At 34.3% G+C, this 20,894-nt stretch carries 14 protein-coding genes and 1 pseudogene; 7 read left to right on the plus strand and 8 right to left on the minus strand.

The features are described from left to right. The first annotated feature begins 1,077 nt into the window (after positions 1 to 1,077). A complete protein-coding gene (locus tag V1503_RS00705; protein WP_410624045.1) occupies positions 1,078 to 2,112 on the plus strand; it encodes a cytochrome D1 domain-containing protein in 1,035 nt (344 codons plus the stop codon). Positions 2,113 to 2,331: 219 nt separating this feature from the next. Here V1503_RS00705 and V1503_RS00710 read toward each other — a convergent pair whose 3' ends face one another. Then, positions 2,332 to 2,694: a hypothetical protein gene (locus V1503_RS00710; protein ID WP_410624047.1), complete on the minus strand. Its 363-nt coding sequence runs from the start codon at positions 2,692 to 2,694 to the stop codon at positions 2,332 to 2,334. Between the two features lie 472 nt (positions 2,695 to 3,166). Here V1503_RS00710 and V1503_RS00715 point away from each other — a divergent pair, with 472 nt between their 5' ends. The 5 genes and pseudogenes from V1503_RS00715 to V1503_RS00735 all read left to right on the plus strand — a co-directional run bounded on the left by V1503_RS00715 (position 3,167) and on the right by V1503_RS00735 (position 8,296). Further along, complete coding sequence (locus tag V1503_RS00715) at positions 3,167 to 4,195, plus strand: YncE family protein (protein WP_410624049.1); 1,029 nt, start codon at positions 3,167 to 3,169, stop codon at positions 4,193 to 4,195. A 506-nt stretch (positions 4,196 to 4,701) separates the two neighbouring features. Next, on the plus strand, positions 4,702 to 4,839 hold the full coding sequence (locus tag V1503_RS00720) for a hypothetical protein (protein ID WP_410624051.1): 138 nt from the start codon (positions 4,702 to 4,704) through the stop codon (positions 4,837 to 4,839). A 403-nt stretch (positions 4,840 to 5,242) separates the two neighbouring features. Further along, a pseudogene (locus V1503_RS00725) lies at positions 5,243 to 6,121 on the plus strand (IS3 family transposase). Between the two features lie 497 nt (positions 6,122 to 6,618). Continuing rightward, a complete protein-coding gene (locus V1503_RS00730; protein WP_410624053.1) occupies positions 6,619 to 7,647 on the plus strand; it encodes a cytochrome D1 domain-containing protein in 1,029 nt (342 codons plus the stop codon). A gap of 130 nt (positions 7,648 to 7,777) precedes the next feature. Beyond that, entirely contained in the window at positions 7,778 to 8,296 is a 519-nt protein-coding gene (locus tag V1503_RS00735; protein ID WP_410624055.1) for a hypothetical protein, read from the plus strand. A 410-nt stretch (positions 8,297 to 8,706) separates the two neighbouring features. On the opposite strand, the gene V1503_RS00740 is transcribed toward V1503_RS00735, so the two are convergent. Together V1503_RS00740 and V1503_RS00745 are read right to left on the minus strand one after the other, a co-directional pair. Continuing rightward, entirely contained in the window at positions 8,707 to 8,895 is a 189-nt protein-coding gene (locus tag V1503_RS00740) for a hypothetical protein (protein WP_410624056.1), read from the minus strand. A gap of 283 nt (positions 8,896 to 9,178) precedes the next feature. After that, a complete protein-coding gene (locus tag V1503_RS00745) occupies positions 9,179 to 9,646 on the minus strand; it encodes a hypothetical protein (RefSeq protein ID WP_410624058.1) in 468 nt (155 codons plus the stop codon). Between the two features lie 1,031 nt (positions 9,647 to 10,677). On the opposite strand from V1503_RS00745, the gene V1503_RS00750 reads away from it, so the two are divergent. Continuing rightward, complete coding sequence (locus V1503_RS00750; RefSeq protein WP_410624060.1) at positions 10,678 to 11,682, plus strand: cytochrome D1 domain-containing protein; 1,005 nt, start codon at positions 10,678 to 10,680, stop codon at positions 11,680 to 11,682. 206 nt (positions 11,683 to 11,888) lie between these two features. On the opposite strand, the gene V1503_RS00755 is transcribed toward V1503_RS00750, so the two are convergent. The 5 genes from V1503_RS00755 to V1503_RS00775 all read right to left on the minus strand — a co-directional run bounded on the left by V1503_RS00755 (position 11,889) and on the right by V1503_RS00775 (position 20,858). After that, positions 11,889 to 13,856, minus strand: a complete 1,968-nt coding sequence (locus V1503_RS00755) for a GTP-binding protein (protein WP_410624062.1) — start codon at positions 13,854 to 13,856, stop codon at positions 11,889 to 11,891. 317 nt (positions 13,857 to 14,173) lie between these two features. After that, positions 14,174 to 15,661 carry an amidase gene (locus V1503_RS00760; protein ID WP_410624064.1) on the minus strand — a complete coding sequence of 496 codons (1,488 nt, stop codon included), beginning with the start codon at positions 15,659 to 15,661 and terminating at the stop codon, positions 14,174 to 14,176. Positions 15,662 to 15,759: 98 nt separating this feature from the next. Continuing rightward, on the minus strand, positions 15,760 to 16,611 hold the full coding sequence (locus tag V1503_RS00765; RefSeq protein WP_410624066.1) for a GyrI-like domain-containing protein: 852 nt from the start codon (positions 16,609 to 16,611) through the stop codon (positions 15,760 to 15,762). Positions 16,612 to 16,889: 278 nt separating this feature from the next. Further along, a complete protein-coding gene (locus tag V1503_RS00770; RefSeq protein ID WP_410624069.1) occupies positions 16,890 to 18,509 on the minus strand; it encodes an ABC-F family ATP-binding cassette domain-containing protein in 1,620 nt (539 codons plus the stop codon). Between the two features lie 708 nt (positions 18,510 to 19,217). Then, positions 19,218 to 20,858: a lamin tail domain-containing protein gene (locus V1503_RS00775; RefSeq protein ID WP_320257375.1), complete on the minus strand. Its 1,641-nt coding sequence runs from the start codon at positions 20,856 to 20,858 to the stop codon at positions 19,218 to 19,220. Positions 20,859 to 20,894 lie beyond the last annotated feature (36 nt).

A 20,894-nucleotide genomic window follows, 5' to 3' on the forward strand; every position in this document is an offset into this window, starting at 1 on the left:
ACAAATTCCAGTAACAATTCAGCTTATTAAGTTGGATTGACACTTTTTGAAAAGAAAGAACACGTCTTTTTTACAGACACCATCCATAGTATTAAGTAGCATTTAATTATTACACACAACACAACTTGTGTTTACTTCTACCCAATTTAACAATAACGTTTTTATACAAAAAAACGAGGATATAATTTTAATTTTATACAAGGAATCATCAAATATTAACAATATACACAGCCATTCATATTCCATAAATTCCAACTAAAAGAGTGCTGTTATATCAACGTTTGTATAAATTGATTGGTTCTAGCTGCTATTATGTAAACTAGATTTAAATTTTATATTCATTAATATACAAAAGAAGAAAAAAACTCACGGCTAAAGAAAAGACATGAGTCGTATGTGTGTGAATTAATTCTCAGCATACTAAATAGTAACTTGGATTTCTGATTCAGGAATTGCCATCCCGTTTTGACGTATTACAAATTCTACTGATTGACCTGATTGATCTTTTCTATGATACTTTATGTCATCTCTCCCTATTAGTTCTACTGTTACACATTTTTTCTATTGTGCTTAATTAATAATTCTATTTTTACAATTCAATTAATTCTCCTAATTTTTTAACCGTTTTCATTTTATTTTTTACACTCAAAAGAATAACTACTTGTTATGTACTCGTGTATCTCTAGTACCACTTCTCCACCAGATTCATAGCACTTTGAAGTCAGTAAACTTATTTCCTTACTATTAAAATAACCAAATGAAATAATTAGAAAAGATACTACCAATATGAGGATTACTAGTATTATTAATAACCCTATAATGTGTCTGCTATGTAAAATTGACATTTTACATCCCTCTTTTACGATAAAATAATGGATCAATATTTTTGTTTATTGAAGTGGTAATTCATGCATATACCAATGCACCTTTAATGGCTTATCTTGTATGTTGGCACCACCATGTTTTCTATAATTTTTTATAAACATAATATCACCATTGTTTCATAAAAAGTATCACCCAAACTAACTTTTTTCATATCTATATAGAAAGTATACTCGATGAGAAAGAGGCGGTTTTTTGACGACAACGGTAATTGATGTCAAAACACATAACGTGATCACTACTATACCTGTTGGAGATAATGTTGTATCTGCCCAACCTATCTTTACTCCTGATGGAAAACTGGCTTATATAGCTAATAATGATTTAGAAACTGTTTCTGTCATTGATGTGAAAACACATAGTGTAATTGCTACGGTGCAGGTTGGAGAGAATCCAGAACTTGTAAACTTTACACCCGATGGAAAACTAGCTTATGTAATCAATGAGCGGGGGAACTCTGTTTCTGTTATTGATGTGAAAACTCATAGTGTAATTGCTACGGTGCAGGTTGGAGAAGAACCTAGAGATGTCGCCTTCACTCCTGATGGTAAATTTGCTTATGTGGCTAACATGGATGAAAACACTGTTTCTATCATTGATGTAAAGACACATAGTGTAATTGCCTCTGTTCAGGTTTTGGATGAACCTAGAACTGTCACCCTAACACCTGATGGAAAGCTTGTTTATGTAACTAACCGGAACGAAGATCCTGGACTTATTTCCGTCATTGATGTGAAAACGCATAGCGTTATTGCTACTGTACAAACTGCGGGAGACTCTAGAGATGTCGCCTTCACTCCTGATGGAAAACTAGCTTATGTGACTAACCGCCTTTTCAATAATAACATTGTTTCTGTCATTGATGTAAAAACACATAGTGTAATTGCTACTGTGCAGGTTGGGGAAGAACCAAGAACTGTCACCCTAACACCAGACGGGAAACTTGCTTATGTGGCCAATCGAGACGATGTCTCTGTGTCTGTCATTGATGTGAAAACTCATAGTGTGATTACTACAGTGAGGGTAGGGGAAGAACCTGGTGTTATCGCTTTTACACCCGACGGTAAGCTTGCTTATATAATCAACCGGGACGATGATCCTGGCACTGTGTCGGTTATTGATGTAACAACGCATAGTGTGATTACTACTATTCAGGTTGGAGAAAATCCAGGAGTTGTCGCCTTTACTCCAGATGGAAAACTGGCTTATGTAGTTGAGGGTTCCTCTTAATTAAATGCTATTGTTTTTTGCTCTTGATTTTTGTTAAAACAATAAACAAAATAAGACTTATAACTAAATCATTCACGTCTTCATCCACAAGGTCTTAGCTAATTCTTATAGCCCGTGTTGGCTGCTTTTCCTAAGTATAGAATTTTAAAAATCCCACTTCTGTAACGAAGATGGGATTTCATTATTTTTCAGTATATTTACAGGAGAAATCCAACCTTCTCACTTGATACAATAAGAATCAATTCTTTGCAGTTCATTTTTATCATTAAAAATATACACATCACAGGCTGAAACAAAAGATAATTGTTCACCATTACGAATAAATTCAGCTGTTCCATTCACTGCAACGCAATTTTTTTCAGAAATTACATTTAATGTAGTGAATTTAGTGGTAATCGTTTTGAAATAATTTGAAGTTTGCTTGCATTCATCTAATACAGCCTCCCTACCTACCAAGGTTTTGTCACCTACGATATTCCATTCAATTTTTTTCGCTAGAAATGGAAAAGCAGGCTCAAAATTACCATTAGAAAACGACTCTGCAATTTGTTTTTGTGTGAGAACATGACTTTCTGAAGCCATAGTTCAATTCCTCCTTTAATAATTAGTTTAGCTAACAGATGTCTTACCACTATTTGCTGTATTAAATTAATACACAGAAAAGGAATCCTTTTTGATTCATTTAGCTGTTTTATAACTTCCATAAATTCATCATAATTACCTTCATTTATAAAATAATTGTTGTATAACTCTTGAAACTTTTTCGGAATTGTTAGAGGTTCCTATTATAAATACTAGAAAATAACATACTGCTATACTGTACAGTCATGATATACAATCAAAGTAATTACATCAAATTTGATATCCGATTATTTTATTACTTTAAGGTGTATGTACATGATGGACATTTTGCGTGATATACTTCCCCTTCTTTTATCATCTAAATATCCCCTTATCAAACACAATAATCTTTAGTTTATTAAAAACGTTGTATCAAACGAGTTATTTTTACATATTTTTGTTATACGAATTAATTTATTGAGGTGATTTTATTTTGACAACCGCTGTAATTGATGTAAAAACCCATAGTTTGATAACTACAATACCAACGGGGTTTAGTTCTTCATCTGCCTTTACACCTGACGGTAAAATTTTTTATGTGGCTAATGGCTCTAATTCAAATTCTGTTTCAGCTATAGATACAAAAACTCATTCAATTATTGCTTCCATTGCAATCGGTAGTATACCAATAGTAGTAGCTATTACTAAAGATGGAAAACTGGTTTATGTTATTAACCGTGACGATAATACTCTTTCTGTTATTAACTTGAAAACTCATTCTCTTATTTCTACAGTTTTAACCGATGAACAGCCTGAAGGTATTGTTTTCTCTCCAGATGGGAAATTAGCTTACATTGTTAACTCTAATCCAGCCGGTACCATTATTGTCATGGATGTTAGCACACATTCTATTATTTCTACTGTATCTATTGGTGACATTCCTATTGGTGTTACTTTCACTCCTGATGGACAGCTAGCATACGTGACTATTCGTGACTCCAATACAGTTTCCGTTATTAATGTAACTACTCATTCGGTTATTGCTACTACCACTGTTGGTGTGCAACCGAATGTAGTTGCTTTTACTCCCAATGGAAAAATAGCTTATATTGCTATTTCTAACATTAATGAAAATCTTTATGTCATTGATGTTAAAACTCATTCTGTTATTGCTACTGTTCAAATCGATGGTGATCAAACCGATGTTGCTTTTACTCCGGATGGCAAACTTGCTTATGTTGTAAGTAATTTTACTGGTATTGTTTCTGTTATTAGTGTCAAAACTCATTCTGTTATTGCTACAATACCTGTTGGTACCGAACCGATATTTGTCGTCTTTACTTCTGATGGCAAGTTAGCCTACGTAAGTAATAGTAGAGGTAAATCAGTTTCTGTCATTGATACTAAGACACATTCAATTATTGCCACCATTAACATGCCTTTTAATGAATTATCTGGTTTTATTTCCTTCACACCTGACGATAAATTAGCCTACGTCGTCGAACTATCCGATGAAGCATAGTAAATAAATAACAGGTATAATTTACATTATGTTGACTAACCATCAACAAATTAGAAATAACTTATAATTACTAAGTGTTATTAAACATGTTATGAATATCCATATAGCGGTGTATTATGTCAGAAAAACCTCCTAACAAAGAAATTTAGAACCTTAACATAGAGGAACTTACAAACACTTCGTCTATTTCTTATGTTTTGATTCTAGTTTTTTCCTTTTTATTGATTTTTTTCCTTTTGAGTGACTAGGTTTATGAAGATTAATCATTAGTGTATTTTTTTGTTTAGGAAGCATAGCTTTTTGTAAGGATCAGTATGGCTTTCATCAACAATTGACTTAGTTCATGTTAGAGAGTAGGTAATTTCATAACCATTAAAATAATAGTTTTATATACAGGATTATCGCGCTTGTATACTCAATGTACATCTTTTTCAAGTGTACTTTTGTTATAATAGACAATATGTTTATTTTTCACATCAACTTTTTTAACAGGAGTGTGTTTTAAAATGAGATTTGATGCATTTACACCAATGATTGGGTTTTTTTTTAATTTCCTTTCTTTTATAGTCGGAATGGTTATTTTATATTGGGTGATTAAACTTGCTGTTAAGAACGCCATCAATGAATCAAAAATTAATAAATAGAAAACAAGTAGCGTTTTTTTCACCTTCAGATTTTTTTTAGGTGTTTTTATCAAACATTTTTGCTATTAAGTCTGATAAAACTTGTGTGTTTCATCTAGTACATACATAAGTTATTTGCATAACATATTGTAAGGCCATCTACACTCATATATGAACCTCCCTAAGGCAAGCCTCCTTTCTCAGACCGGAATAGGGAGGTTACATATTTTTAAAAGGGATATGACATAAATACAATTGTTTTTTAGCACAGTTTCATATAGTGTAGTAAGTCCTTTTTATTGGACACCATCTCTCTACTCATCTTCCGCGTCCAGAGTAGAGAGTATTTTTTAATTATGATTAGTTAATAGTTTTTTTAACAAATGCCTATTCCAACTTATTGAAATTTTGCATATAACACCCTATAAAAGGCAAAAAACACACCCAAGATTTCAAGAAAATGATTGTTGAACTTTACCGTTCTGGTAGCTCAATCAAAGAACTTAGTAATGAATATGGCGTATCGGAAGTAACCCTTTATAACTGGAATAAGAAGTACTCTCCTATTGAAACAGAAGATGGTTCAAGCCTTACGGCTGATGATACTTCAAAGATGCAAAAGCAGATGCTTCGTCTTCAAGAGGAGAATGAAATCTTAAATAAGGCTATGGCCATATTCGCGAAAAAGTAAATCCAGACGAGCTAACGGGCTTCATCCAAGAGAAAACGACAGAACATCCAGTGTCACTTATGTGTGAGGTATTGAATATACCTCGCAGTACATATTATCAATCATTAAATAAGGTTGAATCAAAACGTGAAAAAGAAAATAGACAAATCACTGAGCGAATGACAGCCATCCATAAAGAGAGTAAAGGACGTTATGGGGCTCCAAAAATTCACCATCAACTAACAGAAGAAGGAATACATATCAGTTTGAATCGTGTCCAAGGTTTAATGAAAAAAGCTGATATCCACTCTATTGTTAATAAGAAATTCCGTCCATATAGTTCAAATGAGAAAGTTGTAAATCGAGAAAACATCTTGAAAAGAGATTTTTCAACTTCATCAATTAATGAAAAGTGGGTAGAAAGGATGCCCTTATGATAACACCTGTATTGAATCATTCCATGCTATATTGAAGAAAGAAGAAGTAAATCATGTTCAATATCTAGACTATAATACTGCCAATATCGCCATCTTTGAATTTATCGAAGCTTGGTATAACAGAAAAAGAAAGCATAGTAGCATTGCTTATAAAACACCTCAAGCAATAGAAGAACTATTCAAAGACTCTGCATAAAACTTAATCTTTTTGTGTCCAAGATATTGACTCAAGTCCAAAATATTTCAAAGGAATTTCTTAACATTTAAAGAATTATATAGTGATGAATGTAAAGAAAGGACTTTATAAAATGTTTAATTCTCTCGAGAAAGTAGCCACCATTTTTCTTAGCCTGTGGGGAATTGTTATCATTATTGGATTCATTTTCAACCTAGGGATAACAAATTATCCTATATTCGTTAACCCCATATTTGGTTTAGTTTCATTATTTTTTCTAGTGGTTTTTATATTTTCAAAAATAAAAAAGTTGTTAGTTAAAAAAGACAAGGAACTAAAAAGCCTATAATTTGATTTTATGGGCTTTTTCATATTCAGTTATACATGCTTGTTATCAAGTAACCTCCATTTACTCTTGTGTTTCATAAAATTTTTTCCTAAAAATATATTTTCGAATTATCCCAATAAACTCCTCATACCTTTGTATTAATAATTACTTTGAAGAGGGTGGATTTGGTTTGACTACTACTGTGATAGATGCAAAAACCCATAATGTGATAGCAACTTTACCAGTTGGAACTGCAGACTTTTCTTTCGTACAGTCTGTTGCCTTTTCCCATGATGGAAAAGTCGTTTATGTCACTAATAATGACGATCGTACAGTTTCTGTCATTGATGTCAAAGTTCATTCCGTGATAGCTACTATTTCTGTCGGAAACAACCCCTCTGGTATCTCCTTTTCTCCTGATGGAAAATTTGTTTATGTAACTAATACTGGAGATAACCCTGGTACTGTTTCGGTCATTGATACCAAAACACATTCCGTTATTACTACCATTTTGGTTGGGGGAAATAGTCCATTTGTTGTATCCTTCTCCCAAGAAGAGAAATTCGCTTATGTGACTAATCCCGAAAGTGGAATAGTTTCGGTCATTGATACCAAAACACATTCTATTATTTCTTCTATATTGATTGATAATGCCCCAGTAGATGTAGTTTTCTCAGATGACGGAAAATTTGCTTATGTCACTAATAATGATGACCTTGGTACTGTTTCGGTCATTGATGTCAAGTCTCACTCAATAATTTCTACTATTTCGGTTGGAAACTTTCCACTTGCTATCGCGTTATCTCCAAAAGAAAAACTTGCTTATACGGTTAATAACGATGACCTTGGTACAGTTTCAGTTATTGATACGAAAACACAGTCTCTAATTACTAGTATTTCAGTTGGAAGCTTTCCACGTGATGTTGCCTTCTCCCCTGATGGTAAACTCATATATGTCACTAATGAATCTGGCACTGTTTCGGTCATTGATGTGAAGACTCATTCCGTGATAGCCACTATTATAGTCGGCGGGAGTCCTATTGATGTTTCGTTCAACAATGAGGGAAAATTGGCGTATGTTACTAATTCTGGCGATAGCACTATTTCGGTCATTGATACCAAAACTCATTCCGTAACTTCCTCTATTATTGTAAACACTCCTGTAGCTATTGCATTCTCTCCTGATGGTAAACTTGCTTATGTGGTTGAAGGAAATTAGTTTTTTAACCTTAATTACTCACAAGTACCCTTAAATAAATAGGTTTGTTGTAATGGTCATTTATCAGTTTCATCTTCATACTTTCTGCATTTACTAATAACAACTAATTCTGTATAGGGACTGATTAACTATGACTAACTGTAAATGTAAAGACGATAAATGCCCAGAGTTATTTAAAGTTCAATCCAATCAAGAAATTGACTACGAAGAGGCCATAGATCCAATTGATTTACTCCAATTACCCGTATTGATTAAATCTAAGAACACTGAAGTAAAACTTGATTCAACTGTTGAAATTTTCACAAGTATTATCAATCGTGACCGAGATAATATCGGTTTTGCATCTTTCTCTTACGAATATATCCTTCAACGATCAACAAACGGTGGTAACTTCACAACCCTTGCAACTATGACTCCCGCACAGAGTCTCAATGTAATACCTGCTTCGGGCGCCGGACCAAGTAACTATAGTGGATCTCTAGTTACTAATCTTACATGGGTAGATAAACCAGAAATAGGTTGTTATATATATAGAATTCTTATAGACAAAGGACCAGCACAAACCTTTATAATCCAGGCCCCCGCCGATCTTTCCCGCATGATTAGAACCCGTTCTCTAAATGCTTCGGTATTTACTCACCAAACATAAATTTTGTTAGTAACCACAATACAAAATGAGTCATATCCTTCAGGGCTTCATCCACAAAGTCTTAGCTGTTACTTATATACCTAGTTTGACTGCTTAATCTGAGGAAAGAACTTAAAAATCCTCCCCCCTATTACCGAGATGGGATTTGATTTTTTTATAGTCTGAACAAGCTAATTATCCTGCTAAATATACTGCAATTTATAACCTAGAAAATAATTAATCAAAGAAACTTATTATTCCACAATATGGCCCAAACCATAAATAACGGCGCATCTCATAGAGAAATGCGCCAGTTCTGTTGAGTTAATTAGTAAACAGAACTTAACTTGTGTTTAGTAGTAATTAATACAATAGTATACTTCTTTATCTCATTAAAAACTTTTATGGTTTATTTATTGATTTGTTGGGATCTAATAAAGCACATAACATATGGAGTACCTAAATTCTACATTACCCCCTGAGTTATTAAACACCATGATTTCCTTTATATTTTCAAAAGGAACTGTTATTGACTGACCATTAGCTAAACGTACAGGTATTTCAATTCCAACAGTCGGGACAAAAGTTAGATTTATAGCATCCCCTCCATCTTTCTTCATAGAGACCATTCCTGTTTTGCCCTCACCAAAGATATCCTGAAAGTTAATATATGTTGTGTGCTCAAATGAAATTTAGATTGTTAAGAATTCTTTATAGAATTGATCAGAGAGGTGAAATGAACTTAATCGGTCAGGTAGGTAAGTTGTTTATCTGAGGCTGAAATTGCATGTTTAATTTACTGTGCAGGGTCAATAATGTGATGATTATTCATTTTTTAATCCTCTTCTTTTTTCCCTAAGTTATAATAATATGAGGTTTTTTCTTCTACACTTGATCACAAAGTTAATTAAGCAATAAGGCATTCATTGATCTACTATTTACAAATGCTCCAGCCACACCACCCTGCGTCTCAACTACAGATGCCATAAGCACAAGGTCTCCTGCTGCACATGGTACTGAAACTGTAAAATTTGGATTTGTGTTATGTTCTACATTAAATTCAGCAGGCTGTTGTACTCCACTTACAGTGTCCAATAATAAAGGAGAAGCCGGTGTATAGTTTGCTTCAGTTGATTCAACCATAACTTGATAAGCTACTTCATATTTGTATGATAGACTTGACTGCTCTGTATTTTCCAAACCAACTACAAAGAAATTAGACTGAAAAAAACCATCAAGCTTTGTCTGTCTTCCATATAAATATTTAGGTATTCTTAACCTTAGTAACTCAACTCTAGTTCCGTCTAATGGTAATTCTATGGGCTTGGTCTCTTGTGTAGAGAGAAATTCTGTACAATGATTTTTTGTCATTTTTCCACCCCCTGTCCCGTTCAAAATTTACAAATTTCCATAGTGTATAAACTGATTCATTGGAAAAGGTTCTCAGAATATGATATTCATAGAAATACGCAATGCTTGGATTAACTTCTTAGATCATAAATGGAAAAATATCAGAAAAGAAACTCACTTAACCTTTAATTATCTAATAAGATAAAAAAAGGTTAATTTAAGCTGAAAATGAAATATGAGTGATAACATTAAAGTAGATTTAAATAACGTATACGACTACGAAGAATTCCCAGACAAGCTGGTAGCAGCTGTAATAATTGCAAATCCACTAGTTTTAATTGCTCTGTAGAAGAACTATTTTTTCATACGTGAGTGTATTAATTATGGGAAGAATCTCTAATCCTAGATAATGGAGCTATTTTAAATAAACTATGGTTGATGTATATAGAACATAATCCACTTTTATATATCCCTCTATAAGGAATGGCTTATAATGCGCTATTTTTATTTAGCCACTTTTCATTATTCTATTCAAAAGGCTGTCCTTTCAGGCACTATCTCTGATAAACCCTCATTAAATGCATTTAGGATTCCCCCATATAGTCTAGGGTCTATGCAAGTTCATTATGATAGTCGTTATATTCTCAATTTGAACAGTCAAAAACATATAAATCAAATCCTTTACACTGTATATCTGATATGAATTTATCTAGTATTACTCCATATTAACTTAACAGAGCCATTTTGCAGAAGGTGTCTCCATAATTCCCTCATTAATACATTCTTTAATCTTACGTAATTAGATCACAACTCGTATTATTTCCCCTTCTTAAATATAGGAATTTAGAAAGCATCCATATTTCATTGCGGATTTGATAAATTTCGTGTAATCGAAGTTACATCATCATTAAATTCACTTGTATTCTATAAAAATATTCGTTGGTTTTAAATAAGTTGTAATCACATTATTCCTAAGTTTCATAGTGAGCGAATTAACTAGTTCACTTTTCCATATCTTTGTTATAACAAGTATTGAAAAGAGGTGGTTTTGATTGACAACAACAGTGATTGATGTAAAAACACATAGCGTGATTGCAACGTTGCCTGTAGGTGATACAGATGAATCCTTTCCTGTTGCGTTTTCACCTGATGGGAAACTAGCTTATGTGATAAATATTAGTGGCAATATTTCAGTCATAGATGTAAAAACTCATTCTGTTATTGCTACATTGCAAGTTGGAGGTCTTCCAAATCGTGTCGCTTTCACATCAGATGGGAAACTTGCCTATGTGACGAATACTGCAATCGCTAATGTATCAGTTATAGATGTAAAAACTCATTCTGTTATTGCTACTGTGCAGGTTGGAGGAGTTCCAAACGATGTGAATTTCACTCCAGACGGGAAACTCGCTTATGTGACGAATACTGATATTCCCACTATATCGGTTATAGATTCAAAAACTCATTCTGTTATAGTTACCGTCCAAGTCGGGGTAAATCCACAAAATATCTCTTTCACACCAAACGGGAAACTCGCTTATGTGACGAATTTTGATGATGCCACAATATCGGTTATAGATGTAAAATCTCATATTGTGATTACTACTGTACAGGTTGGGAATGGTGCAACAGATGTTGCTTTCACTCCGAACACAGAACTGGCTTATGTAGCGAATGAAGGTAATGCCAATATATCGGTTATAGATGTAAAAGCTCATTCCGTTATTGCTACTGTCCAGGTTGAGAACCAACCAAAATCAGTCACCTTCACACCAGATGGGAAACTCGCTTATATAACGAATTCTGGGGATGCTACTGTATCGGTTATAGATGTAAAAACTCATTCTGTTATTCATACAGTGCAGGTTGGAGAAGATCCAAACGATGTCGCTTTCACGCTAGACGGGAAACTCGCTTATGTGACGAATACTGGTGATGCCACTGTTTCTGTCATTGATGTGAAAACACACAGTGTGATCGCCACAATACAAGTTGGGCTTTTTCCATGTATTGTCGCTTTTACACCTGACGGAAAAATCGCTTATGTAACTGAATAATGAACACAATGTCCTTGTGTCTTATAGAATTTTTAAAATCCCCCTCCTGTAACGGAGAGGGGATTTGAAATTTTTTATTTAAGTGTAAGCACGTTAATTAAGCATGTCTAGGTTTAGGAACATTCCTGCAATTTTAAATCTACAAAATGATTAATAAATACTTGTTACGACCTGGCTCTTGTGCAGAAGAAACTTACTTTTTCGTGTTACGACAATGCCTTCCTTACACTTAAAATATACTTGGACTGATCTAATGGATTGACTCCTCTTCGAGTTCTTGTAGCTAACACTTCTTCGGGACATTCTTGATAACTATGAAAATTAGTCGTAATTGTCCCTTGGCCTTTTGTATAAGACGCTAATTGAACCGCATATTCCATAGAAGTTGCCAAAGGTATTATTCCTTCTATGATCATTCGATCTTCAAGTTGATCTGGTGAATCAAATGTTGCACGCATTAATGATAGATCATGAAGAACCTTCCCTCCAAATTGTTCTGGCACAGATATTCTAAAGTTCAACATAGGTTCTAGTAACTTCGTACCTGTATTACTTAACCCTTGCATGATACCCATAGGTGTCGCGACAGCAAAATCCAGAGGATGTGTGTGAACAACATGATGTTCTCCTTCAATTAAGGTAATTTTTAGATCCACTACATTCCAACCAAATAACCCTTGCTCCAAAGCCTCTGGAATTCTTCTGGCAACCTCATTTTGATAGCGTTCTAATAACTCTTCTTTTCGCACAACTGAATGATAGGTTACCCCACTTCCTCTTTCGCCTGGCTCTATTTTAAAACGCAATACAGCCCAGCATGGTTTAGGCATCGTATAGCGTATAAGTCCTTCACCTGAATTTTTCGGTGTCTCTTGATAAATAACAGCAGGCTGTCCAAATCCAACTTTCAGCTGATATCGGTTTTCCATAATAGATTTAAGTATCTCGAGCTGAATGTTACCCATCACTTTAATATGTAGCTCTCGATCCTCTTGTTGCCACTGTAGATTTAATAAAGGATCCTCATCAACAAGTTCCTGAAACGCTTTTACAACAGCAGGATAATCCTCCGCTTTTTCCCATTCAACTTTTACAGTCAGAAGAGGTACCGCCATACGAGGATGTTCTGGAATCCCTTTTGTATCCCCTAATATATCACCTATCATCACATGATTTAATCCAGTGAGCGCAGCTATATCACCTGCTTGAAGCTCTCGTAAATCTTCACTTTTGTTACCTCTGACTTTACGAATTTGAGTCACTTTCTCCTCAATATTTTGAGTAACATTTGTGATCGTATTCCGATTTTGTATACTTCCTTCAAAAAGCCTAACGTACGCTAGTCTGCCTAATTTCTTATCTCTTTCTATTTTAAATACCACCCCAGCCAAAGGGGCATCCTTTGATCCTTTTGGCTGAGGTAGGTAATCGACCATGGCATCCATCAGTTCCTTTATCCCAATACCTTTATTTGAGGCACCAAACAAAATAGGAAATAAATCACAGCGTGCAGATAACAAATTGATTTTCTCTTTTAAAAGGTCGTTTGTTATTTCTTCTCCTTCTAAAAATTTATGTAAGATCGAATCATCATGTTCTGATACTGCTTCAACAAGCCGCTCATAAAAATCATGTTTATGGTTAATTAGCAAAGAGGTGATACCTGTAAAAGTGTGTTCATACCCTTGCACAAACTGTATAGGTACACAAGAATTAGTTAAGTTACGTTGAATTTCAGCCATAACTCGACGAGGATTTGCTCCAATTCTGTCAAGTTTGTTAACATAAATTAATGTTGGAATGTTAAGCTTCCGAAGTGCATGCCAAACAACTTCTGTTTGAGGTTGAACACCTTCTACTGCGCAAATGATAAGTATTGCTCCATCCATAACTCTTAGGCTACGTTCAACCTCTGACAAAAAATCAACGTGACCTGGAGTATCAACAATATTTATAACCGTATCTTTCCAAGTCAATTCCGTTGCTGCAGCAGTAACTGATATACCTCTTGCTTTTTCAACTTCTAGCCAGTCAGTTTGGGTTGTGCCTGTATCAACACTCCCTAAGGAGCGGATTTGACCACTTTGATATAACATCTGTTCTGTTGTAGTTGTTTTCCCGGCATCAATGTGTGCAAAAATACCGATATTTCTTCTTTTCTGAGAGGTTAACAATTCTAGATCACCTATTTCATCATCTTATTACTTCGTTGTTATCACATGTATCGTTGTTCTTAAAAGAAAATTAATGTATAAAGCGTATACTTTAATAGAAATCGTGGACTCTTTTCTTCATTAAAACGATGAAACTTGCATCAAATCCTATAATATAGAAACAAGAGCTACAAAGTTTACGAAAAGAGCCTTTGACTAATATATCTTCATTTCATATTGTATCAGCAGTTAGTAGACAATGTCATTGTGAAACAGCTTCATATCGGTATTTTTTCTCTTCTAAACTTCCTATTAACCTAACCTGTGTATCCCTTGTTCTAAAATGAAACTCTGGGAATATCTATATTTAACTCCATCACAAGCTGTTTTATGATGTGTAATAATTGATAATCATTCCACCTTTTCCCCACACACTGTACGCCTATCGGTAGGTTTTCATCACTTAACTGAAGAGGAATCGTAACTACTGGATTTGCTAAAACATTAAATAAATTCGTATATGCAGTTGTTGCTTGCCAATATTCCATCGGTTTGTCATCAACATACACAGGTGTTTTATATATCGGTTGATACCCTATCATTTTTTCTTTTGTGATATGCTGGAATGCTGGTGTAACACTAACAGGTAAAATAAACATATCATAAGGGTCAAGAAACATATCAAATGATGTAATGAGATCTTCTCTTTGAGTTAACGTTCTCATATAGTTTTTAAAGTTTAGTGGCATCAACTTACTAGATGTCGGGTATTTCCGTTGAATTTTTTTAGTAATTACGTGTTCAAGCATCCTTAGTAAAACAGGTTGATTTGAATTCAGTTCAGCATCGATGATTTTACCCCACGTTTCCCAAACTTTTATAGTACTGACTGGAAACTGCTCTATTTTAACAGTTTGTATGCCTACGGATTCTAGCTTTTTTACATATTGATGGATGGAAGTTTTCACTTGCTTACTGACAGGAACATCTGGTAGTTCATCCATCCAGGCTATCTTAACGTTTGCTAGCTTTACATCAACCTGTTTTTCAGTAACTAAATTGGGTACCTTCACGTCATTACTGTCTGTCCCAGCAATAATACCATAAGATAAAATTAAGTCATCAATAGACCTTGCTATCGGTCCGTAACACGCTAAATGCCTTGAAGAACGATAATTTGGTTGCGTTTTTACATTTTCCATTGGTAAGTGGCCGAAAGCTGACACTGAGTGCTCTGTAGGTTTTAAGCTATACACTCCACAAAAATGTGCAGGCACTCTTAAAGACCCTCCTATATCACTTCCAATATCTAAATAGCTAAAACTAGCTGACACTGCGGCAGCTCCACCACCACTACTTCCCCCAGGGGTACGTTCCAAGTCCCAAGGGTTATTGGTCCTTCCGTAAATATCGTTATCTGTTTGTAAATCCATTAGTAAAGGTGGGACATTTGTTTTACCTATAATAATGGCTCCTGCTTCTTTTAACCGACGTACAACAGTAGCATCAAAATTTGTCTCATAATCTTTGAGTGGAGTAAAGCCACTTGTTGTTTTCATTCTTTTGACTGCATACGATTCTTTTAATGTTATTGGAACACCATGTAAAGGTCCAAGCTTAGTACCTTCTTTCATTAGTTGATCTGCTTTTTTGGCATCATTTATAAGTTGATCAATATTTACATTCACAACTGCATTTACTTTCACATCAAATTGTTGAATTCTTCGAATGATCGCACGTACCACCTGCACAGAAGTCAACTCCCCATTTGCAATTAATTTAGCAATCTTATTTGCTGATAAAAATAAAAAATCATCTCGTCTCATGTTTCTCTCTCCCTTCATATTAAAGATAAAGGTAACAAGAAACAAAAACTTGATGATTAATGCTAAAGTGACCATATTATGCATTAGTATAAGGCACGTTACTTACTTGTAATTGGAATACATATTTGTATCGCATGCTTTGTACCTTCCTCAAAAGAGCGATATCTCTCAAAATCATATAAGCCATTAGCAACATATTTAGATTTTGGTAACCATACACCATAAATGTATTCATACGATAGTGGTAACGCCTCTGCGGATCCTTGATGATTAAAAATGAGATAATTACTTTTAGGCAATGTAATCTCCTTTAATTCTTGATTAGGAAGTTGTATAATTTCATCTTCCTCCACAGCAGCTATATATTTAAAATCAATTTCTAATCCAAATGACTTAGGGTAGTGCAAAACGCCATAAAAATACGTATCTGTTTTATCATATTTATGGATATCCCTACGTAGTTTAGACCAGCTTGCATATATTTCTTCGTGTGATGTATTTGATGCCATATAGCCTTTAAGTCGAAGATCTTCCAACGTGACTACCTCAATGTCTCCTAATAAATTCTTATTTTTATTTGTAAGATATTGTACATCAATTGGATTTTTGTAGATAAATTCTGTTGTTACTCCAAGTTGTCTAAATTGATACGGACTCATTTTATACCTTTTATTGAAAGCCCTAGTGAAAGCTTCATGTGATTCATACCCGAGCTCTAAAGCAATTTGCAAAATATTCATAGAATCGTTCACTAAAAGGGTTGCCGCTTCGGATAATCTTCTATTCATGATATATTGACCTACAGTTTCCCCAACCACTTGATGAAAGAGTCTTTGAAAATGAAACTTTGAGTAACCGCTATAATGGCTAATATCTTCTATCGTTAATTTGTTTGTTAAATTATTTTCTATGTAAATAATAGTTTTTGAAAGGTTTTCTATATATTCCATAAACAATCCCTTCATATAGAATTTTTTTATATGAATTTATCAGCACATTATGAAAGGTTGGTTTCTATTAATTTTTATATTTCGTAATAAAACACTAAACACGTATCAATTTTACCTTCACACCATCTTTTTTTATTTGAATATAATGGTTACCGATACAATCACCAATTAGCTGTGCAAATTTAGTTTCAATTACAACAAGGTTTACGACAAGAACCTAAAGAAAAAAGGATAGATGTTTATATTTTATCTATCCTTTCCACTCATATCTTATACAATTATTTATACATAGTTGCAATTTGACGTTGCAACTCATCATCTTCAATATATTCATCAAAAGTAATTTGTTTATCGACAACTCCGCTCGGCGTCACTTCAATGATACGATTTGCAATCGATTGAACAAATTGATGATCATGTGACGTGAACAACATGGATCCTTTAAAGGCAATGAGGCCATTATTGACTGCTGTAATAGATTCTAAGTCAAGGTGATTCGTTGGCTCATCAAGAATTAATACATTTGCACTGCTAAGCATCATTTTTGACAACATACAGCGAACCTTTTCTCCTCCAGATAAAACACTAGCCTTTTTCAATACTTCTTCACCAGAGAATAGCATTCTACCTAAAAAACCGCGTAGGAAACTTTCACTTTCATCTTGTGGTGAAAACTGACGTAGCCATTCAACTAAATTAAGATCACTGTTCTCAAAAAAAGCTGAGTTATCCTTAGGGAAATATGCTTGTGAAGTAGTTACTCCCCATTTAAACGAGCCGCTATCAGGCTCCATTTCACCCATCAGAATTTTAAGTAATGTCGTGTTTGCAACTTCATTACGACCTACTAGCGCAATTTTATCATCTTTGTTCATTGTAAAGCTAACGTTATCTAGTACTTTTTCACCATCAAGTGTCTTTGTCAAACCTTCTACTCGTAGCAGATCGTTGCCTATCTCTCTTTCTGGAGAAAAGCCAACAAACGGATATCTTCTAGATGAAGGTTTAATATCATCAAGTGAAATTTTGTCTAATAGTTTTTTCCTAGAGGTAGCTTGTTTTGATTTAGATGCATTTGCACTAAAACGTGCAATAAAGTTTTGTAATTCTTTAATTTTTTCTTCTTTTTTCTTATTAGCATCCTGAGTCATTTTTAAGGCAAGTTGACTAGATTCATACCAAAAATCATAGTTCCCTACATAAATTTGGATTTTCCCAAAGTCTAAATCTGCCATATGTGTACAAACCTTATTTAAAAAGTGACGGTCATGTGAGACAACAATCACGGTATTTTCAAAATTAATTAAGAATTCTTCTAACCATTGGATCGCTTTCATATCAAGGTGGTTAGTAGGCTCATCTAGTAATAGAACATCAGGTTTACCAAAAAGTGCTTGCGCTAATAAAACCTTTACTTTTTCTCCACCTGCTAAATCACTCATTTTCTTCGCATGAAGGTCTTCACCAATACCTAGGCCATTTAATAATGTTGCTGCTTCTGACTCTGCTTCCCAACCATTTAGTTCAGCAAACTCACCTTCAAGCTCTGCCGCCTTGATACCATCTTCATCTGAAAAATCAGCCTTCATATAGATAGCATCCTTCTCCTGCATCACTTCATACAAACGTTCATGCCCCATAATAACAACTTTTAAAACTTCATGTTCTTCATACTCGAAGTGATTTTGCTTTAACACCGCTAGACGTTCCCCTGGTGTCATGTGTATATCACCAGTTTGGGCTTCAATTTCTCCAGATAATATCTTCAAAAAGGTTGATTTACCTGCACCATTTGCTCCAATTAAGCCATAGCAATTACCAGGCGTGAATTTTATATTAACATCCTCAAATAGCTTACGGTCACCGTAACGTAAGCTTACATTTGTAACTGTAATCATTTACGTTCCTCCATTTTATAATACATCCTTACTATTATATCACCGTCAGTTATAAACTACTAGGAGTGATATTAAAAAAGACGATAACGCTAATAAAATATGCGTTATCTACGTATTTCATCAATTAAAGGTATTTTTGATCTTTTCCGCACTTAGTGTCGTTTCCTTCATGATAGTAACAATCTTTTGATTAACTGTAGTTAATGTTTCAATCATAACACTCATTTTCTCTAAGCTAGCTGTTAAAACAATGTAATTATAACCAAAGAAGAACAAAGAATATTCTCTCAAAAAATGAATTCTGTACTGTATCGAATTTACTGTCTAATAATTAAGCATATTATCTACCGCTATATATCAATAACACAAACTAGGCAAAAACTGCTTATAGACTCTAGCATTTAATCCCATAACACTAATGCTAAAAAAAAGTAATATTTGTAGCTATTTTCATTATTGCAAGCTTCATAACACTATATCCTTAAACACAAAGCAGAAAAACACTTTAGTATTTTTTGAATATATAGATTACTCGATCGTTTATTGTATACGTGTATTTTCACCTTAGGACAGGTAGAACAAATGTAACCTTTTATACAAAATTTTCCAAAAAAATAACCACTTAACCCCGTATATAAGCAAGGTAAGTAGTTATATCTATTAAGGTTGTTTTTCATCTTAACATCCTAGTTATTTCACAATGCTTGATTAATGACTTCCGATATAATCAAATGTATTTGAAGGGTAGAATGTCCAGTCGTTACTATTATAAGTAGCTGCACCAGATGTTATATCACTATTCCTTAGCAACGTTTTATCTTTTGCAAAGCTAGCGCCTTGAACACCAATAACATCAATAATAACGCCATTATGCTTTAAGACAATTGAATCATCACCATTAAAAACCATATTTGTTTCAGTCATATCTGCTTCTACTAAAATAGTTTGGTCCGCGTTAGGGTTTGCAATAACAAAAACTTCCCCACTGCTTATTGTACCAGTTAATGAAATACTACTAGAAAGATTGGATAGCTCAATTGTATATTGTGATAGATCAACAGCTACACCTGTTCCATTATAAATTTCTAGTGCTTTATTATAGCTGCTTCCTTCAATATATTCAGAGAAAAACACATTGGATGTAGGGTTTTGATCACCTTCCACATAACCAAATGACCCTTTCGCAAAAGTCGATTGATCCCACCACTTATAACCTGGGTCAGGTAAAGACCATGGCTCAAATTCAGGCTCTGTGGAATTTTGTGGTGTTTCAAAATGTAATAATGATGTTGGTTGATCCAGTTCAAGTCCAGATATATCAGCAAAGCTTGTATAGCTTTCTTGAACCGTTAGCCAATTTACCATATTCACAAGAAGCTTAGCGTCATCAACTTCAAGAAAACCGTCATAGGTTCTTTTAGATGATCCATTTTCCTCACGTGCATATTTAGGTGTTGCATCTTCTACTGGAGATGAATCTCCGATAAACGCAGTTTTTCCTAACCCATACTTCCCAATCGCTGCATAAGGGCCTTCTTCGATTCCTCCACCATTATATACGCCCTGATCTACTGCATAAGACCATTTTTGGTTTGTGCTTGGTAAATATACAATTCCCTTTGCTTTTGTTGGATCTATTATAGCTAAGGTTGACCCAGCATGCATAGCCACGTTGTTTACCCCTTCTGTAATTCCGAAGGATTGGTCTGGTGTTACTATTTGATTAGCGGTAACATCACCTATAGCATTATAACGAAAACGAATCCCAAAATTTTCTGAGAGCCAATCAGAGCTCGTTACATCCGTCATCGCTGTTGAATTACGCTCTTCAGTACTCATCCCTTTTGTTGGATCATTCCACGCACCACGACGATAACCGTTAAAAATTTCAGATGAATCCCAACGGTTTTTATTTCGATCAGCATTATAATGGTCAGATATGAAAAAAATACTTCCTCCATTTTCAACATACTGTACCATGACCGCTTGCTCAGAACTTTTATAAGGTATATTTGCCTCAGGTATTATAAAAGCATCATATGTAGCTATGTCTTCATAAGTAATTGGGGTAGATTGTCTAAGTTCTTTAACGTAATAGCCGTTATCTGCGAGAGCATTCGCAAAATCTGAAAATCCCCCGTCTATTACCCAATCAGCTGCACCGGCAGTTTGTCCATGAGTATTGTCAAATAAAATCCTCTTCCCATTTACATTACCTCTTGCTTCAATTTCTGGTGCTGGATCCCCTACTCCTTCTGCAAAAATAGCAACTTCTACTTGTAAAAAAGCAACAAGGGTCAATAAAGCGATTACACTAATACAAATCCTTTTTCCAACTTTTAAAATCATAAACAAAACAAACCTCCTACCATAATTATTCTCCCT

Source organism: Nanhaiella sioensis (genome assembly GCF_046557775.1).
In the GTDB taxonomy this organism is placed as follows: domain Bacteria; phylum Bacillota; class Bacilli; order Bacillales; family SM2101; genus Nanhaiella; species Nanhaiella sioensis.